This window comes from Deltaproteobacteria bacterium (genome assembly GCA_029860075.1).
Classification (GTDB): domain Bacteria; phylum Desulfobacterota; class JADFVX01; order JADFVX01; family JADFVX01; genus JAOUBX01.
In genome coordinates, this window is the sequence record JAOUBX010000022.1 from 43,516 (window position 1) to 60,299 (window position 16,784).

At 46.2% G+C, this 16,784-nt stretch carries 13 protein-coding genes and 3 tRNA genes; 1 reads left to right on the plus strand and 15 read right to left on the minus strand.

Annotated elements, in window-relative coordinates; genetic code table 11:
* Positions 1-155: 155 nt before the first annotated feature.
* The 5 genes from lon to OEV42_08745 form a co-directional block, all read right to left on the minus strand.
* Positions 156-2,579, minus strand: coding sequence for an endopeptidase La (lon, locus tag OEV42_08725; GenBank protein ID MDH3974348.1), 2,424 nt, complete (start codon positions 2,577-2,579; stop codon positions 156-158).
* Positions 2,580-2,581: 2 nt separating this feature from the next.
* Positions 2,582-3,829, minus strand: coding sequence for an ATP-dependent Clp protease ATP-binding subunit ClpX (gene clpX, locus OEV42_08730; protein MDH3974349.1), 1,248 nt, complete (start codon positions 3,827-3,829; stop codon positions 2,582-2,584).
* 87 nt (positions 3,830-3,916) lie between these two features.
* Positions 3,917-4,519: an ATP-dependent Clp endopeptidase proteolytic subunit ClpP gene (gene clpP / locus OEV42_08735; GenBank protein ID MDH3974350.1), complete on the minus strand. Its 603-nt coding sequence runs from the start codon at positions 4,517-4,519 to the stop codon at positions 3,917-3,919.
* A gap of 12 nt (positions 4,520-4,531) precedes the next feature.
* Positions 4,532-5,800: a trigger factor gene (gene tig / locus OEV42_08740; protein MDH3974351.1), complete on the minus strand. Its 1,269-nt coding sequence runs from the start codon at positions 5,798-5,800 to the stop codon at positions 4,532-4,534.
* A gap of 53 nt (positions 5,801-5,853) precedes the next feature.
* A tRNA-Leu gene (locus OEV42_08745) sits at positions 5,854-5,936 on the minus strand.
* A 330-nt stretch (positions 5,937-6,266) separates the two neighbouring features.
* Here OEV42_08745 and OEV42_08750 point away from each other — a divergent pair.
* Entirely contained in the window at positions 6,267-6,650 is a 384-nt protein-coding gene (locus OEV42_08750; protein MDH3974352.1) for a response regulator, read from the plus strand.
* 137 nt (positions 6,651-6,787) lie between these two features.
* On the opposite strand, the gene OEV42_08755 is transcribed toward OEV42_08750, so the two are convergent.
* The 10 genes from OEV42_08755 to OEV42_08800 all read right to left on the minus strand — a co-directional run.
* Positions 6,788-6,863: transfer RNA gene (locus tag OEV42_08755), tRNA-His, on the minus strand.
* 128 nt (positions 6,864-6,991) lie between these two features.
* Positions 6,992-7,507, minus strand: coding sequence for an adenine phosphoribosyltransferase (locus OEV42_08760; GenBank protein ID MDH3974353.1), 516 nt, complete (start codon positions 7,505-7,507; stop codon positions 6,992-6,994).
* 46 nt (positions 7,508-7,553) lie between these two features.
* Positions 7,554-8,294: a M23 family metallopeptidase gene (locus tag OEV42_08765; GenBank protein MDH3974354.1), complete on the minus strand. Its 741-nt coding sequence runs from the start codon at positions 8,292-8,294 to the stop codon at positions 7,554-7,556.
* 5 nt (positions 8,295-8,299) lie between these two features.
* Positions 8,300-8,881 carry a VTT domain-containing protein gene (locus tag OEV42_08770; protein MDH3974355.1) on the minus strand — a complete coding sequence of 194 codons (582 nt, stop codon included), beginning with the start codon at positions 8,879-8,881 and terminating at the stop codon, positions 8,300-8,302.
* Positions 8,874-9,533: a protein-L-isoaspartate(D-aspartate) O-methyltransferase gene (locus tag OEV42_08775; GenBank protein MDH3974356.1), complete on the minus strand. Its 660-nt coding sequence runs from the start codon at positions 9,531-9,533 to the stop codon at positions 8,874-8,876. The genes OEV42_08770 and OEV42_08775 overlap by 8 nt, the downstream gene beginning before the upstream one ends.
* Before the next feature lie 4 nt (positions 9,534-9,537).
* Complete coding sequence (surE, locus tag OEV42_08780; protein MDH3974357.1) at positions 9,538-10,278, minus strand: 5'/3'-nucleotidase SurE; 741 nt, start codon at positions 10,276-10,278, stop codon at positions 9,538-9,540.
* A gap of 135 nt (positions 10,279-10,413) precedes the next feature.
* Positions 10,414-10,490: transfer RNA gene (locus tag OEV42_08785), tRNA-Pro, on the minus strand.
* A gap of 33 nt (positions 10,491-10,523) precedes the next feature.
* Positions 10,524-11,756, minus strand: a complete 1,233-nt coding sequence (locus OEV42_08790; protein MDH3974358.1) for a cation:proton antiporter — start codon at positions 11,754-11,756, stop codon at positions 10,524-10,526.
* 58 nt (positions 11,757-11,814) lie between these two features.
* The gene (uvrC, locus tag OEV42_08795) at positions 11,815-13,680 is read right to left on the minus strand and encodes an excinuclease ABC subunit UvrC (GenBank protein MDH3974359.1); all 1,866 of its coding nucleotides are present in this window, start codon (positions 13,678-13,680) and stop codon (positions 11,815-11,817) included.
* Between the two features lie 413 nt (positions 13,681-14,093).
* A partial coding sequence (locus OEV42_08800) for a hypothetical protein (GenBank protein MDH3974360.1) occupies positions 14,094-16,784 on the minus strand: 2,691 nt, incomplete at its 5' end.

Sequence of the window (16,784 nt, forward strand, 5' to 3'; positions counted from 1 at the left end):
ACAACACCTCCTGAGTTAATTTATTCATTATTAAATTAGTGCCTAAAGTCCACTACAGTTGACAACGAAACGGTGGTAAATCTAACAGCTTCCCCCCTGAGTGTCAAGAAAATTCTATCTCTCTATTAAAAAATATTAGTTCAAGAATAGACGATTCAGTGCGTAATAACGGCATCATGATTTCCACTCTCAAAGGGGCCTTCATTATCATCATCCTTTGACTTCTCCACCTTTTCCAGGAGAGCTTCTTTCACAACCTCATCCATATGATTTACCGGTATTACATTAACTGTTCTGAGAATCTTTTCGGGAACATCCTTTAAGTCCTTCTTGTTTTCATGAGGGATAAGAACCGTCCTGATACCATTTCTGTGTGCAGCAAGCAGCTTCTCTTTCAGACCGCCAATAGGCAAAACCCGCCCTCTCAGCGTTATCTCTCCCGTCATGGCAAGGTCTCCCCTTACAGGCCTTCTGGTGAGAGCGGAGATGACGGCTGTCGCCATGGTAATCCCGGCTGAAGGTCCATCCTTGGGAATAGCGCCTTCGGGAACATGAATATGGAGGTCCACTTTCTGATAAAAGTCCTTCTCCAGGCCAAACTCATCAGCCCTGGAGCGTACATAACTCATGGCGGCCTGGGCCGACTCCTTCATCACATCACCAAGTTTACCCGTTATGAGCAAAGTCCCTTTTCCCGGAACAACGGTAACTTCCGTCACAAGCATTTCTCCACCCGTTTCCGTCCAGGCAAGCCCATTGCCAAGCCCTATGGAATCCATTTCCTCTTTCTTACCGTACCTGAATTTCTCTACTCCCAGAAAACCGGGAATTCTTCCTGCCGTCACCTTGATTTTAAAACTGTCCCCTTTTTTAACAACATCTTTTGCAATTTTTCTGCATACAGAGGCAATCTCACGTTCAAGGCTACGTACACCGGCTTCTTTCGTATAATTCCTGATGGTTTTCAATAGAGCGCCTTCGGAAAATGTCACATGGTCTTCCTTAAGACCGTGCTGACGAACTTGTTTGGGAACAAGATAGCTAATGGCAATCTGGAGCTTTTCCAGTTCCGTATAGCCCGAAAGATGAATGATTTCCAGCCTGTCTCTTAAAGGACCGGGAATTTTAAAATGGTTATTTGCCGTCGCCAGGAACATAACGTTGGACAGATCATAATCCATATCGAGAAAATGATCATTGAAGATATGATTCTGTTCGGGATCGAGTACTTCAAGAAGTGCCGAGGCAGGGTCTCCCCTGAAATCGCTGCTCATCTTGTCAATCTCATCAAGCAAAAAAACAGGATTATTAGATCCTGATTTTTTGAGTGACTGAATAATTTTACCCGGCAGAGCCCCGATGTAGGTTCTCCTGTGCCCTCTAATTTCAGCTTCATCCCTTACCCCACCGAGGGATTGTTTTACAAACTTCCTGCCCGTTGCTCTGGCAACAGACTTGGCAAGAGAGGTTTTACCAACACCGGGAGGACCGGAGAGACAAAGAATGGGGCTTTTCATCTTATCAGCCAGCTTTCTCACGGCAAGGTATTCGACAACCCTCTCTTTAACTTTATCAAGCGCATAATGGTCTTCTTCCAGGATAGCTTCCGCCTCTTCCAGTTCCACATTATCTTCCGTCATCTCATTCCAGGGAAGGGCCAATATCCAGTCTATGTAGTTCCTGACAACAGCCGCTTCTGCCGACATAGGAGACATCATCTTGAGCTTCTTGATTTCCTTGGCAACCTTTTCGGCAGCCTCTTTAGACATTTCCTTCTTCCTGGCTTTTTCCTCAAGTTCCCTGATCTCTCCCTTGAACTCGTCTTTTTCGCCAAGCTCCTTCTGGATTGCCTTCATCTGCTCATTAAGGTAATACTCCTTCTGGGTCTTTTCCATTTGGCTTTTGACCCTGCCCTTGATTTTCTTCTCTACCTGCAGCACTTCTATCTCGCCCTGCATGTAGGCATAAACCCGCTCCAGCCTCTCAAAAGAAGGGATTATTTCAAGGATTTCCTGCTTTTCTTCTATTCTCAAATTAAGATGCGACACAATCGTATCGGCAAGCCTTGACGACTCCTCTATAGAAGAAACAGAAACAAGCATTTCAGGAGGGATCTTCTTGTTGAGCTTAATATAAGTACCAAAAGTGGAAGTAACACTTCTCACTAAAGCATCTGCATCGGCTGAACCTTCTTCATTTTCTTCGGTGAGGTACGAAAAAGTAGCAAGAAAACAGTCATCAACGATAAAGTCAACAATACTGGCCCTATGCTTCCCTTCAACAAGTACCTTGACCGTTCCATCGGGCAGCCTGAGAAGCTGCATGATCGTTGCAATGGTGCCGATGTCATATAAATCTTCACGCATGGGCTCATTGACTTTAGCATCTTTCTGTGTAACAAGCATGATATCATTGCCTTCACTCATTGCTTTTTCAAGCGCGGTGATAGACATTTCGCGTCCAACAAAAAGAGGAACTACCATATGAGGAAAAACGACAATGTCCCTCAGTGGAAGCAGAGGAACACTATTTTCCATCATTTCTCCCTCATTTTTATTATTGTCATTGCCAATAAGCATAATTACCCTTCTGCCTGCACCTTATCCAGCTGTTTGGAATAAACCATAATAGGCTCACCCTCGCCGACAATGACATCTTCACTGATAACGACTTCAGCAACATTGTCCTGAGACGGAATTTCATACATGAGATCGAGCATCACATTTTCCAGGATTGCTCTTAGTCCTCTTGCTCCCGCCTTTCTCTTCATCGCCTCCTTAGCTATTGAAGACAGGGCGCTGTCAGTAAACTTGAGGATAACATTTTCCATTTCAAAAAGCTTTGCATACTGTTTGACAATGGCATTTTTGGGTTTTACAAGGATCTCTACAAGGGCCTCTTCGTTAAGTTCATCAAGCGTCGCAATGACTGGAAGCCTTCCTATAAATTCAGGGATGAGACCAAACCTGAGCAGGTCTTCAGGAAGAACCCTGGCAAGGAGTTCACCGAGCCTCTTCTTCTCCTTTTTCTCCATTTCAGCGCCGAAACCGATCCCCTTCTTCCCGATCCTTCTCTCGACAATGTCTTCAATGCCAAGGAAAGCGCCACCGCAGATAAAAAGAATATTGGTCGTATCAATTTGAAGAAACTCCTGCTGAGGATGCTTCCTGCCGCCCTTTGGAGGAACACTGGCAATAGTTCCCTCAATAAGTTTGAGAAGGGCCTGCTGAACACCTTCACCGGATACATCCCTCGTTATGGAAGGATTGTCCGACTTTCTCGATATTTTATCAATCTCATCGATGTAGACAATCCCTTTCGATGCTTTTTCAACATCATAATCAGCCGCCTGTAAAAGGCTCAGTATTATATTTTCCACGTCCTCTCCCACGTAACCGGCTTCTGTAAGGGTCGTAGCATCGGCAATGGTAAAAGGCACATTAAGAATATTGGCAAGCGTCTTTGCCAGGAGCGTTTTCCCTGAACCGGTAGGACCGAGGAGGAGTATATTGCTCTTCTGGATCTCGACACCCCCCATATCAAGTCTGGAATTTACTCTCTTGTAATGATTATGTACGGCAACAGAGAGAATTTTTTTAGCCCTCTCCTGGCCGATGACGTGCTGCTGAAGGGCCTCATAGAGTTCTCTGGGTTTGGGAACGGTAGAGCTGACCTGGGCCTTTTCCTCCTGCTCAAGTTCCTCCGCCATAATATCATTGCAGAGTTCAATACATTCGTCACATATATATACGGTAGGTCCGGCAATAAGTTTTTTTACTTCTTCCTGCTTCTTTCCGCAAAAAGAGCAGACAAGATTCGATGCCGTCATTTCAATCTCCTTTGCAGAAATAATGTTTATTCAAAAGGTCCATCAAATTACTTTTTTTCGTCATAACGATAAAACCCGGCAGCAGTCCTACTTAATTGAAGCAAGCTGCTCATTTTTTTCTATTACGTGATCAACAATACCATATTTTTTTGCCTGATCACCAGACATATAAAAATCCCTGTCTGTATCTGCCGTAATCCTTTCCATTTTCTGCCCTGTATGTTTCGAAAGAATGCCATTGAGCATTTCTCTCATCCTCAGGATTTCCTTGGCCTGAATATCGATATCTGTGGCTTGCCCCTGGGCCCCGCCAAGAGGCTGGTGAATAAGTATCCTTGAATTGGGAAGGGAATATCGCTTTCCCGACTCACCTGCTGCCAACAGCAAAGCCGCCATGGAAGCAGCCTGACCGATACAAACAGTAGCCACCCTGGGCCTGATATACTGCATGGTGTCATAAATTGCAAGGCCCGCCGTTACAACCCCTCCGGGCGAATTAATATAGAGATAAATATCTTTTTCCGGGTCTTCCGACTCGAGAAAAAGCAGTTGGGCAACAACCAGGTTTGCCACATTGTCATCAATGCCGGTTCCTATAAAGACGATCCTGTCCTTAAGGAGTCTCGAATAAATATCGTAGGCCCTTTCACCCCGGCTTGTCTGCTCAACTACCATAGGAACCAGATTCATAATTAATGCTCCTTAACTAATTTTTGCTTTTTCGAGAAGATAATCGAGAATTTTATTATCCAAAACAGTGGTTGTCACATAGTCTCTCTTGTCTCCAAAGTACTTCCTGATTTCATCGAGAGGACGGCCACTCTTTTCGGCCATCGCGGCAAAATACTTGTCAATATCTTCCTCTTCAACGGCAATGCCTTCTTTTTCGGCAATGGCTTCAAGAAGAAGGCCGCTTTTTACCTGCCTTTCAGCATCACCCATGATCGCATCAGCCATGGATGAAATATTCCGCTCAATCTCCTCCTTCGGCATTCCGTAGGAAGTCATCTGCTTTCTTGTCTCATCGGCCTTGTACTGGGCCTGCCTTTTTACCATTGATTCAGGCACTTCAATAGCGTTTTCCTTAATTATAGCGTCAACAAGGTCTTTATGCAGCTTTCTTTTCGATTCTTCCTCTCTCGCTGCCTTAAGGTCTGTTGAAATTCTCTCTTTAAGCGCATCAAGGCTATCATAATCACCCACATCCTTTGCAAACTCATCATCCAGATCGGGAAGCTCCGCCTTCTTGACCTCCTTAATGGTTACCTTGAAGAGAGCTTCCTTTCCTGCCAGCTCTTTAGCATGATAATCATCGGGAAAAGCCGCCTTTACATCACCGCTTTCACCTTTGCCCATCCCTACCATACCTTCTTCAAAACCGGGAATGAACTGCCCCGAACCAATTTCAAGGTTCGAATTTTCAGCCTTTCCATTTTCTATCGGTTCTCCATCGATAAATCCTTCAAAATCAAAGGTAACCACATCGCCTTTTTCTATCCCCCTCCCTTCAACATCACTGAAAGCGGCAAAGTTTTTCTGCAGTTTTTCAAGCTCTCCAGCCACATCCTCATCGGAAATAGCAGTATCTTCTTTATTAAGAGCAATTCCTTCATAATCTCTGGGCTCAATATCAGGTCTTACATCAACAGAAAGAGAAAAGGCAAAGTCTTCACCTTCCTGGATTTCCTCTCCACCGAAATCAGGGTAAGCCACAGGTTCAAGCCCCTCCTTGGCGATGATTTCCGGATAACTTTCCTTCAGTATATCATCCAGCACCTCACCGAGCACTCTGTCTTTATAACGCTTTTCCAGCAAACTCCTGGGCGCCTTCCCCGGTCTGAAACCATCAATCTTTACCGTTTTCCTCAACCGGTTATAAGCCTTATCTATCTTTTCTCCAACCTTTTCACCTGGAAAGACAATATTAATTTTCTTTTTTACGGTACTAATACTTTCAACATCAAATTTCATTTAAAACCTCTAAATATATTCTTTTTTTTTCAGATTTTCACGAGACATGCAAATGGTGCGAGAGGGGGGAGTCGAACCCCCACGGTTGCCCGCCAGATCCTAAGTCTGGTGCGTCTGCCAGTTCCGCCACCCTCGCAAAAATAAAGGGAGGAAACCTCCCGGGATAGAACCTTTAAAAACAGATAGTTTTGAACAAACCCTAACCCAAGTCAGGCACATTACCACTTGAGCGGACATGATGCATATTAACAGAGTAAAGCCCATCAAGTCAACATTTTAGGCAACATAATTAGCTCTAAAAACACCTTTTTCACAGCATCAAAAGTAGCAGGAAAGCTATCGGACGCATCTGGCCCGAGCCTGCACATTAAAGATATTTTTATCATTGACAGTGAAAGGGCATGCTATTAGAATCAAGCCTATTAAGGCTTTGGATGCTGAAAGTCCAACTCAGGAGGTTAAGCAGATGTTAACAGATGAAAAACTGGCCCTGGTAGTCGAAAACGAGCAGGTAATGGGCAGAATGCTGTCATATCTCTTCATGTCACGGGGGCTTAAAGTAACAACAGCGATTAACGGTATTGAAGCCTTTGAGAAAATTGAACAGAAGCGGCCCGATATTATCATACTCGACCTCATGATGCCCGGCATGGATGGTTTCGAGTTTTGTGAAAAAATAAAGAAAGATCCGAAACATGGAGACATCCCCGTTGTCATTGTCTCTGCTCTTCCCTCTTCATCAAACAGAACAAAGCTTTTATCAATGGGCGCCGTTGAATATATTCAGAAACCCTTTGATTCCTCCGAACTGGTCAACAAGATAGAAGAAATACTCAGCAAAGCAAGCTGAAGCTACCCTTTGTTTCATCCTTTACAAAAAAACCAATCCAACAAAATAAAAAAGGGTTTGCCATCATTTGGCAAACCCTTCTTTATTTTCAACCTTGTTAAAAAGGCCTCACTGCGAACCGGTCTCATCCAGGTTGATGGGGTGAGTGATGGGACTTGAACCCACGACCACAGGAGCCACAATCCTGTGCTCTACCAACTGAGCTACACTCACCATTTTCAGTGAAACCACATAAAACGGCCCCTAAAGTAACCGCTTAAAAGAATTTACTTTTTTACCACAACCGGCTCAACAATGTCAACAAAATGTAAGCGCCAAAATTTCAAATCCGGGACTGGAAATCAAAACTTAAGCAGAGAATAAACCTCGTGCGGCTTGAGCTTATCCCTTCCATTGAGGAATTCCAGTTCTGCAAGAAAACTGCACTCGACAATTTCCCCACCCATTTTTTCTATCAGTTCAATAACGGCCTTTACCGTTCCGCCCGTCGCAAGAAGGTCGTCGGCAATGAGTACTTTTTGACCTTTTTTTATGGCATCCTGGTGAATATGCAATTCATCCGTGCCATATTCAAGTTCATAACTTGTGCTGTACGTTTTATAGGGAAGTTTTCCCGGCTTGCGCACAAGTACGACACCCTTTCCCAGCTTGTAGGCAAGAGCGGAGCCCATAATAAAACCTCTCGCTTCAACACCAAGAATAAGGTCTATATCCTTATCGATATACCGGTGCGACATAAGGTCGACTACTCTCTGAAAAGATTTTGCATCGGCAAGAAGCGTCGTTATATCCTTAAAAACAATCCCTTCTTTAGGAAAATCGGGCACGTCCCTTATAATCTTCTTTAACTGCTCCATTAAAATCCTCCAAATAATTATTTCCCAAGGGAAACCTCAATTAATATCATGGTAAAAGTGTAAGCGGATCCAGGGCAACCTTCCCTTCCCTGATTTCGAAATGAACGGCAGCCGTACCGATTTTTCCACTCTCTCCCACATAGGCTATTACTTCACCACTCTTAACAAAGTTCCCCTTTATCACTGCATTGCTGCGATTGTGCGCATAAACGGTAGAATAACGGCCTTCATGTTTTATGATGACCATATTACCGTAACCTTTTATCTCATTCCCACTGTAAATTACCCGCCCCGCAGCAGATGCCCTGACAGGATGTCCTGAATCCCCTTTGATATCTATGCCGTCATGAAGCTCCGCTCCATTTTTTCCAAACCTTGAAATAACCTCCCCTTCTATGGGCCAGCGAAAGGATACTTTTTTAACAACAAGAGGCTTGGTTCTTTTTTCATATTTAGGGGCGGAAGGTTCCTTTTTTATTTCCTCTCCCCGTCTAACTTCATCATACTTCACATTTGGAGGCTTTTCAGTGGCAGCAGCTATGCCGGTAGAATCAACTCTTACACTGGCGCCGGGTATGTAGAGCGCATCACCGGGCTTTACCGAGGAGGGATCTGAAATACCGTTCATTCGGGCAACTGTGGCCCTGCTCATGTTATATGCCTGACATATGCTGTCAAAGGTTTCACCGGGAGCCACCTTATGGTAAATGCCGTAACCTGTTCCACAGGCAAAAAGAGAAAACAGAGTAAATATAAGAACGGCATATTTTATCAACTTAAGTGTCATAACCATTACAAAACAAATTTAAGAAGGACAAAACCACCAATAAGAAGGACGGTAAAAACAAGGGTCAATATATTAAAATATTTATCGATAAATCCTTTAACAGGTTCGCCAAACTTGTAAATAAGGCCACCAACGATAAAAAACCGGGCCGAACGGCTTACAAGTGACGCAAGAATAAAAACAATCAAATTTATCTCGCAGGCCCCTGCAGCTATAGTAAAAACCTTGTACGGTATGGGTGTAAAACCGGCCACGGCCACGGCCCAGGCGTCATATTCCTGATAATAAGCACTTATTATATCAAATTTTTCCATTACGCCATACCATTCAAGGATAGGCTTTCCTACCGCTTCCATGAGGCCAAGACCAAGGAAGTATCCCACCACACCGCCCAGCACGGACCCGACAGAGGAGATAGCTGCATAAATAAAAGCCTTTGCCGGAACGGAAAGGGAAAGGGCCATAAGAAGAACATCGGGGGGCACGGGGAAAAAAGAGGATTCGGCGAGAGCAAGCCAGAAAAGAGCCCAGGTGCCATAAGGAGAGTGGGCCCACTGCATAACCCAGTCATAAGTTTTTCTAATCATTCACTTCCCTTTCACTCCAGCCCTTCTCCCCGATGAGAGGAACAAAGATGCACTCACCAAGATCTTCTTCCCTGAATCCTTCACCCTTCCTGATAAATCTTTTAAGCCGCTGTTTTTCAGCTTTGCCTACGGGCATGACAACCCTGCCACCTTCCTTTAACTGATAAAGAAGCTCTTCGGGAACATTGGAAAAGGAAGCTGCCACCAGTATGGCATCAAAGGGGGCCTTGTCTTTCCAGCCAAGCGTCCCGTCACCCACCTTAAAAAGAACATTCATGCACTTTAATGTATGAAGAAGCCGCCTGGCTCTTACAGCCAGGGAGCCAAGCCGTTCAATGGTAAAAACTTCCCCCGCCAGCCTGGACAATATGGCGGACTGGTAGGCAGAACCACCACCGATTTCGAGCACTCTTTCTCCCCCTTCAAGGCCAAGGGCCTCCGTCATTTTGGCCACTGTATAAGGCCTCGATATGCTCTGTCCGTCACCGATGGGAAGGGCCTTGTCTCCATAGGCAATACCCTGAAAGGCCTCTTCCACAAAGAGGTGGCGCGGCACTTCTATCATGGCTTCGAGCACCCTTTTGTCATTTACGCCGCGGGAGATGACATATTCATTTATCATACGGCGTGACGCCCTTCTGTGATCGATCATTCTATCAGAAACTCCACGGCCTTAGCTCTTCCATGGAGCTGTAATTGGTCAAATCAAGATGCAGGGGCGTAACGGAAATAAAATTCTCCGATACGGCCTGAAAGTCGGAATCCTCAATATGCTCGAATCCAAGGCTGTCCCCTCCTATCCAGAAATATTTCCTTCCCCTTGGATCAAGTTTTTCGACGACGGCATCACCGTAAATACGTTTCCCTTGCCTCGTAATCTTCCAGCCCTGAAGGGCTTCCTTTTTGATATTGGGAACATTGACATTTAAAAGCGTATCTTTGGGAAGCCCCTTTTCCACGACACGCCTTGTTACTCTTAAAGCGGCATCGATAGCCGTATCAAATATGAAGCCGCTCTTCGTCGTCAGAGACATGGCAATGGAAGGAATACCGAGAAGTGTCCCCTCCATGGCAGCCGACACGGTCCCCGAATAAGTAATATCATCACCCATATTAGCGCCCTTATTTATGCCGGAAACAACAATGTCCGGCCTCACGTCAAGGAGGCCGTTGACGGCCAGGTTGACACAGTCCGTGGGCGTACCGTCAATAGCATAACGATTTTTTGAAACTTCATCGACGCGCAGGGGATGATGGAGACTCAGGGAATGCCCCGTTGCGCTTCTTTCCCTGTCGGGAGCCACAACATAAACATTACCCGCTTCCTCCAGCGCATCGGCAAGAAGGGTTATGCCTTCGGAATGGATGCCATCATCATTTGTAACAAGAATATTCAAGGATATTAACTGCTGAAATATTGAAGGGTATTTTGAATCTCCGGCGGGCGCCTTCCCCGTGGCTTGCCGCTTCAAAGTGGAAGCCGGACTCCACATACATACACCGCTGGTTGCGCCACAGTGGCTGTTTTTGATTGGTCGGGGCGAGAGGATTTGAACCTCCGACCACCTGAACCCCATTCAGGTGCGCTACCAGGCTGCGCTACGCCCCGATACCAGCCACCCAATATAGTACAAAAGCCGATTTAAGTCCACACTTTTTTCTCTTCATCACCATCGATCCTCTCACCATAGCGAACATAAAATCGCTCCATCACCAGGGGAGGAATGACTGTTGTCACGGCCACAACGATAATAAGGGCCGCATAAACCTCGTTGCTCAATATATTTGAGGCCCTGCCGAGTTCGGCAAAGATAAGCCCTACCTCTCCCCGGGGTATCATGGCGAAACCGATAAGAAATTTCCTGTACATATTATCGCTTATAATCATTGCACCGAGAAGCTTGCCGGCAAAAGCGCCAATAATAATAAGAATTGAAAAGGACCAGATAAAGGACGAAGTCCAGTCTATGACCCTGAAATTAAGAGAGAGGCCCACCATAACAAAGAAGATGGGAGTAAAGAGATGGATAATAGGCTTGATATCATTGTCTACCCTGTCTGCAAAATCAGGGTCTGAATGTATAGCCACTCCCATGGGGAGAACAAAGCGGCGGCTAAGAGCGAGACCGGCGGCAAATCCTCCCAGTATTTCAGGAGCGCCCACAGCATGGGCAAGCCAGGCAAAGAAGAGAACCAGGGAAACAACTGTCGTCGATATAACGCCTCTCGTCTGGCTGATAGCTTCTACCTTCCTTATCCATCCCGAGATGAGCTTTGCCAGCAAGGGAGCCATCATGAGGAATAAAACAACAAAAATAATTACCCTTACCGAGTTTCCAAGGCTTACCCCGCCGCCTGCTGAAAATTCATACAGGATGGCAAGAAGGACAATGCCCATAATGTCATCCATAACGGCAGCACCAAGCACTACCTGGGCCTCATGACTGTGATGACGATCAAGGTCGGTAAGCACCCGGATAGTAATCCCTATACTTGTTGCCGTAATGGTTCCGCCAATGAAGAGCGAAACGAGAAGACTGAGATTGAAAATTCCGTAACTGATGCAGAAACCGAAAAGAAAAGGGGCGACAAAACCAACAATAGCAACAATGGTTGCCTTTGCACCGGACCTTGTAAGTTCGGTAATGTCCGTTTCGAGGCCCACTTCGAAGAGAAGCAGAATAACGCCTATCTCGGCAAGGAGTTTCAGTATATCGTTGGGTTGGATAAGCCCGAGAATACTGGGACCGAAGATGATGCCCGCCAGTATTTCACCCGTTACCGACGGCGCGCCCATATGGGCTGCAACCTCGCCGAGAAAACGGGCGGACATGAGAATAATGATAAGGTGAAGAAAAAAAGAATGTACTTCCATCAAAACACCTTTTAAATAAAATTCTCTTCAGGCACCCCACATCCGCCGCTCCCCTGGTTCATTCCTGTGACGAACGGCGGGCCAGTTCTTTAAGCAAAGTGCCGGCAAATGTCCTGCTGATTCCCTTTACTGACGCAAGTTCCCCGGCAGAAGCCTCAATGATTCCCTGGAGACTGCCGAACCTTGAAATAAGCGCCTTTTTAGTCACCGGCCCAAGCCCTTTAATATCATCAAGCGGCGAAGAGAGGGCCTTTTTCCCTCTCAGTTTTTTATGATAGGCAACGGCAAACCGGTGCGCCTCATCTCTTATTCTCTGGAACAAAAAGAGCATACCGCTTCGCTCCTTAAGCTTTAAAGGGTTCTTTCTGCCCGGCGCATAAACTCGTTCATCACGCTTCTCCTTGCCCCCTTTCACATGAAAAACCTTTTCCTTGGCCAGAGCAAGGAGATCGATTTCTTCCGAGAGACCGGATTCTTCAAGCGCCTTCATTGCCACGCCCAATTGCCCGCGCCCGCCATCGACAACAATAAGGTCCGGCAGGTCTTTTTCATCAAGACCCCGGTTTAACCGGCGGGTCAACACCTCATACATCATGGCAAAATCATCACTCCCGTCTGCGCCTTTAATTTTGAACCGGCGGTATTTGTCCTTACGGGCTTCACCATTAATGAAAACAACCGTAGACCCTGTTGCATTGGTTCCCTGGATATTTGAAATATCAAAACACTCCATCCTCTGGGGTATTTTTTTAAGAGAAAAAGTGTTCATCACCTCTTCCAGCAAGGCCTGTCCTGAAAGTTCCTTTTTCCTCCCTGCCACAAAAGTCTGCCCGGCATTCTTCGATGCCATTTGAAGCAGATTAACCTTGTCCCCTCTCCTGGGACAGGTAAGGCGAACACGCTTTTCACGAAGTTCACCAAGCCACTCTTCCATAACAGGTATATCCTCTATGTCACAGGGAATAATTACTTCAGCAGGCACATACCGTCCCCCGCTATAATAACGTCTCACAAAGGAAGAGATAATCTCACTATCGGGCATTTCCTGGTTTGTAAAATTAAATCCCTTCCCTCCGCTCACCTTCCCTTCCCGTATAAAAAGCACATAAATTGCCAGCGCCGTCCCCTCACGGAACAAACCGACCACATCCCTTTCATCGGAGAGCCTGGTAAAAACCCGTTGTTTTTCAAGGGTCCTCTTAATATTATCGATGCAATCTCTCAGTCTGGCAGCTTCCTCAAATTCAAGTTCACCGGCCGCTTCCTTCATCCTTTTCTTAAATCGTGAAATAATTTCACCGCTTCTGCCTTCAAGAAAAAGAACAACCTCTTCCATCATTGCCCGGTAAAAGGCAATCCCGATATGGCCGCAGCAAGGTCCTGAGCATCTTTTAATCTGATAACTGAGACAAGGCCTCACCCTGTTTTTGAAATTGCTCTCCCTGCATGTTCGCAAGGGAAATACTTTCTGGATGAGGGCCAGCGTCTCTCTAAGGGCCTGGGCCGAAGCATAGGGCCCAAAATATCGCACGCCCTTCCCGTCATCTTTTTTCTTAATACGAACAACTTCAACACGGGGATAATCGAGGTTCATGTCTATCTTTAGACTGAGGTAGGTTTTATCGTCTTTGAGATTAATATTGTAACGGGGACGGTGTTTTTTTATGAGAATATCTTCAACAATAAGGGCCTCCTTCTCCGTACCGGTTACCATCACCTCAATTGAATCGACCCGCTTCATGAGAAACTTGACATGATATCTCTCATCATGACCGTTAAAATAGGAGCGAACACGGCTTTTCAGGCTCCTCGCCTTTCCCACATAGATAACCTCCCCTTTGTCACTTTTCATGAGATACACACCGGGTGAGGCAGGAAATTTACTTATATGGTCCTCAAGTTTTTGAAGGGTAGATTCAGTCATTTTCCTGGTCTGATTTTTTTCTTATATACCTATATATTACATGATTGGCAAGTGTTTAAAAATCTATAAATACCAGGATTTCTAAGAAATGTTGCAGATTTATGGAAATGTCAGAGGCATATCGTCTGATACAGCAGGCAGGAAAAGGAAATCCCGGCTCATCAGGAAACTGTTAGCCGGGTTAAACAGGAAAAAAACAATAAGTGCCGCTGTGGGCGGAAAAAGAATTAAGTTTAAGACGTTTTTTTCAGATACGCAATTTCTCAAAATATCAATCAACCTCCCCGCCGCAACCAGCGGGGTATGAGCGCAGAGACTGCATCCCAACTTTATTGGGACTAGCTGCGGAAGATGCAGCAGCCAGGGATTCAAAAAAAATAAACAAACTCTTATCCATCTTCAAGGAGAAGAGATTATTTTGTACCAATATGTAATGTTCCCCCTCCTCCATTTCTTGCTCCGTTACTGCCGCTTCCACTCAAGCCGCCTTTAAACTCTATGTTAGTCGGAGGGAAATTAATACTATTACTGTAAATAGCGATCCGTCCCCCTCCTCCTCCGCCGCCGGCAGCTGAAATCCCTCCATTAGCAGTGATTTTCCCACTACCGTAAATCATCCAGGCATCAATGACTATCCCTCCACCACTGCCGGCTCCAACACTTGAATTAGCAGGGCTTTCACCATTGGCAATAATATTTCCATCCACATTCAGAGTGTCTGTTTTGAGCAACAGATAGCCGCCTCCATTTCCTCCCTGATAACTCGTTGGATATCCTCCACCACCACTACCGACTTCACTGAAAGAGCTAAAGTTTTCATAAGTTACATTAACTGAACCGCCGGATAAAAGACCTCCAAGGCCTCCATAACTTCCGCCATTACGGCTCGTACTGCCCCCTGAAGAAGTATTCCCCGAAGTTCTTCCATTAATGCTGCTATTCCCCGGTTTATATCCTCCAAGGTAGCCCTTACCGGTCACATCGATCTTACTGTCAGCATCTATTTCTACCGTGCCTGACACATTCATCTCAAGATGATGTTCTGTACTCCCGGTAGTCGCTATTTGCGAAAGGGTTCCCCCATTAATCACAGATACATTTGCTGAGTGAACAGTGCCGGCTTCGAGATAGGCGCCGTTAATCACAATGGCCTGATCCACAATCAGCCAGTCAGGAGTTTTAAGCCTCCCCTTCTCTTTAACGGTCAGGTTATCCAAAACATAAACGCCTGTATAGCTATCTCCTACAGATGCATCGAGATCAAGTGCTCCTTCACTGATATCTGTAAATAAAGTTGTTGACGTATTATCCAGAACTGTAAAGTAACGGTCCACATCCTTGCGAGGCCTGAATTTCAAACCTTTAAGGGCGCCCGGTTGCCAGGTCGCCTGACTGTCGGTAATGCTGTAAGCGTTATCAATAACAACCTCATTAACTGCTGTAATCGTTCCGGTTCCAATCGAAGCAAGAGGCGTTACCTTCGTATATTCTACGCTACCGTTATCTACAATGATAGAGCCATTCGTACTGCCGGTGGCCTTCAGGTAAATCGTACCAGCCCCGCCATTTTTATATATATCGGTACTTGCAGTCGATCTCCTTGCGCCATAGGCATGAATGTTTCCTTCGGGCAATGTCATCGTGTCATAATACAAGGCAATGCGGCCACCGCCGCCACTGCCTGCCGAAATGCCTCCACTCAATCCACCGTTTGCTCTGATTATACCGCTGCCGGAAATAGTAGATGCTTCTATCCTTACACCACCTCCACTGCCGCCACCACCGTGCGGGTCGACTCCCATTTCTCCATTTGCTATTATATATCCAGCGAGAGTCAATACCCCCGTTTTAATCCTTACAAGCCCACCTCCGTTTCCTGCCTGCTGCTTATACGAGGCATAACCACCTCCACCACTTCCCACTTCGTTGGGGTCTGTCAAATCGCCATAGGCTTCGTTTACACCATCGTATGTGCCTGTTATTGAACTACTCATGCCGCCATGACCACCGTAACTGCCGCCATCCATCAGCTTACTGCCGCCTGACGCTGTATTTCCTATCGTCCGCCCGTTTTCACTGCTGTTCCCGTCGCGCCTGCCGCCAAGGTAACCCTTGCCGGTCACGTCGATACTGCTCGTTGAATCGATGTTCAGGCTTCCAGATTGTATCTCCAGTTTCGATTCAGTCGTTATTGTCGCAGCACTATGACTAAGAACACTGTTATCTATGAGCATCAGTGCACCAGACACAACAATTACATCTGAGGCCGTTACACCACTCTTGACAAGGGTCAGGTCGCCAAGAACATTCAGCCCCTTCGAAAGATATAAATTACTCCCACCCTTTACCGTAATGGTATCGTAAGTCCCCCCCGGCACAGGCGTTATCTTCGTATGCTCAACACCATCATTATTTACAATAATAGAGCCATTCGTACTGTCGGTGGCCTTCAGGTAAATCGTACCAGCCCCGCCATTTTTATATGTATCGGTACCTGTAGTCGATCTCCTTGCGCCATAGGCATGAATGTTTCCTTCGGGCAATGTCATCGTGTCATAATACAAGGCAATGCGACCACCGCCGCCACTGCCTGCCGAAGTGCTTCCACCCAACCCACCGTTTGCGCTGATTATGCCGCTGCCGGAAATAGTAGAAGCTTCTATCCTTACACCACCTCCACTGCCGCCGCCACTGAACTGGTCGACTCCCATTTCTCCATTTGCTATTATATATCCAGCGAGAGTCAATACCCCCGTTTTAATCCTTACAAGCCCACCTCCATTTCCTGCCTCATCACTATGCCAGGCAGAACCACCTCCACCACTTCCCACTTCGTTGGGGTCTGTCAAATCGCCATAGGCTTCGTTTACACCATCGTATGTGCCTGTTGTTGAACTACTCATGCCGCCATGACCACCGTAACTGCCGCCATCCGAATTTTTGCTGCCGCCTGACGCTGTATTTCCTATCGTCCGCCCGTTTTCACCGCTGTTCCCGTTGCGCCTGCCGCCAAGGTAACCCTTGCCGGTCACGTCGATACTGCTCGTTGAATCGATGTTCAGGCTTCCAGATTGTATCTCCAGTTTCGATTCAGTCGTTATTGT

Excerpts from the sequence above, each read along its gene's own strand:
- OEV42_08760 (MDH3974353.1), bottom strand. The coding sequence starts at position 7,507 with ATGGAGCAGTTAAAGAAGATTATAAGGGACGTGCCCGATTTTCCTAAA.
- OEV42_08765 (MDH3974354.1), bottom strand. The coding sequence starts at position 8,294 with ATGACACTTAAGTTGATAAAATATGCCGTTCTTATATTTACTCTGTTT.
- clpX (MDH3974349.1), bottom strand. The coding sequence starts at position 3,829 with ATGACGGCATCGAATCTTGTCTGCTCTTTTTGCGGAAAGAAGCAGGAA.
- OEV42_08750 (MDH3974352.1), top strand. The coding sequence starts at position 6,267 with ATGTTAACAGATGAAAAACTGGCCCTGGTAGTCGAAAACGAGCAGGTA.
- clpP (MDH3974350.1), bottom strand. The coding sequence starts at position 4,519 with ATGAATCTGGTTCCTATGGTAGTTGAGCAGACAAGCCGGGGTGAAAGG.
- OEV42_08775 (MDH3974356.1), bottom strand. The coding sequence starts at position 9,533 with ATGATCGATCACAGAAGGGCGTCACGCCGTATGATAAATGAATATGTC.
- OEV42_08790 (MDH3974358.1), bottom strand. The coding sequence starts at position 11,756 with ATGGAAGTACATTCTTTTTTTCTTCACCTTATCATTATTCTCATGTCC.
- lon (MDH3974348.1), bottom strand. The coding sequence starts at position 2,579 with ATGCTTATTGGCAATGACAATAATAAAAATGAGGGAGAAATGATGGAA.
- tig (MDH3974351.1), bottom strand. The coding sequence starts at position 5,800 with ATGAAATTTGATGTTGAAAGTATTAGTACCGTAAAAAAGAAAATTAAT.
- OEV42_08770 (MDH3974355.1), bottom strand. The coding sequence starts at position 8,881 with ATGATTAGAAAAACTTATGACTGGGTTATGCAGTGGGCCCACTCTCCT.
- uvrC (MDH3974359.1), bottom strand. The coding sequence starts at position 13,680 with ATGACTGAATCTACCCTTCAAAAACTTGAGGACCATATAAGTAAATTT.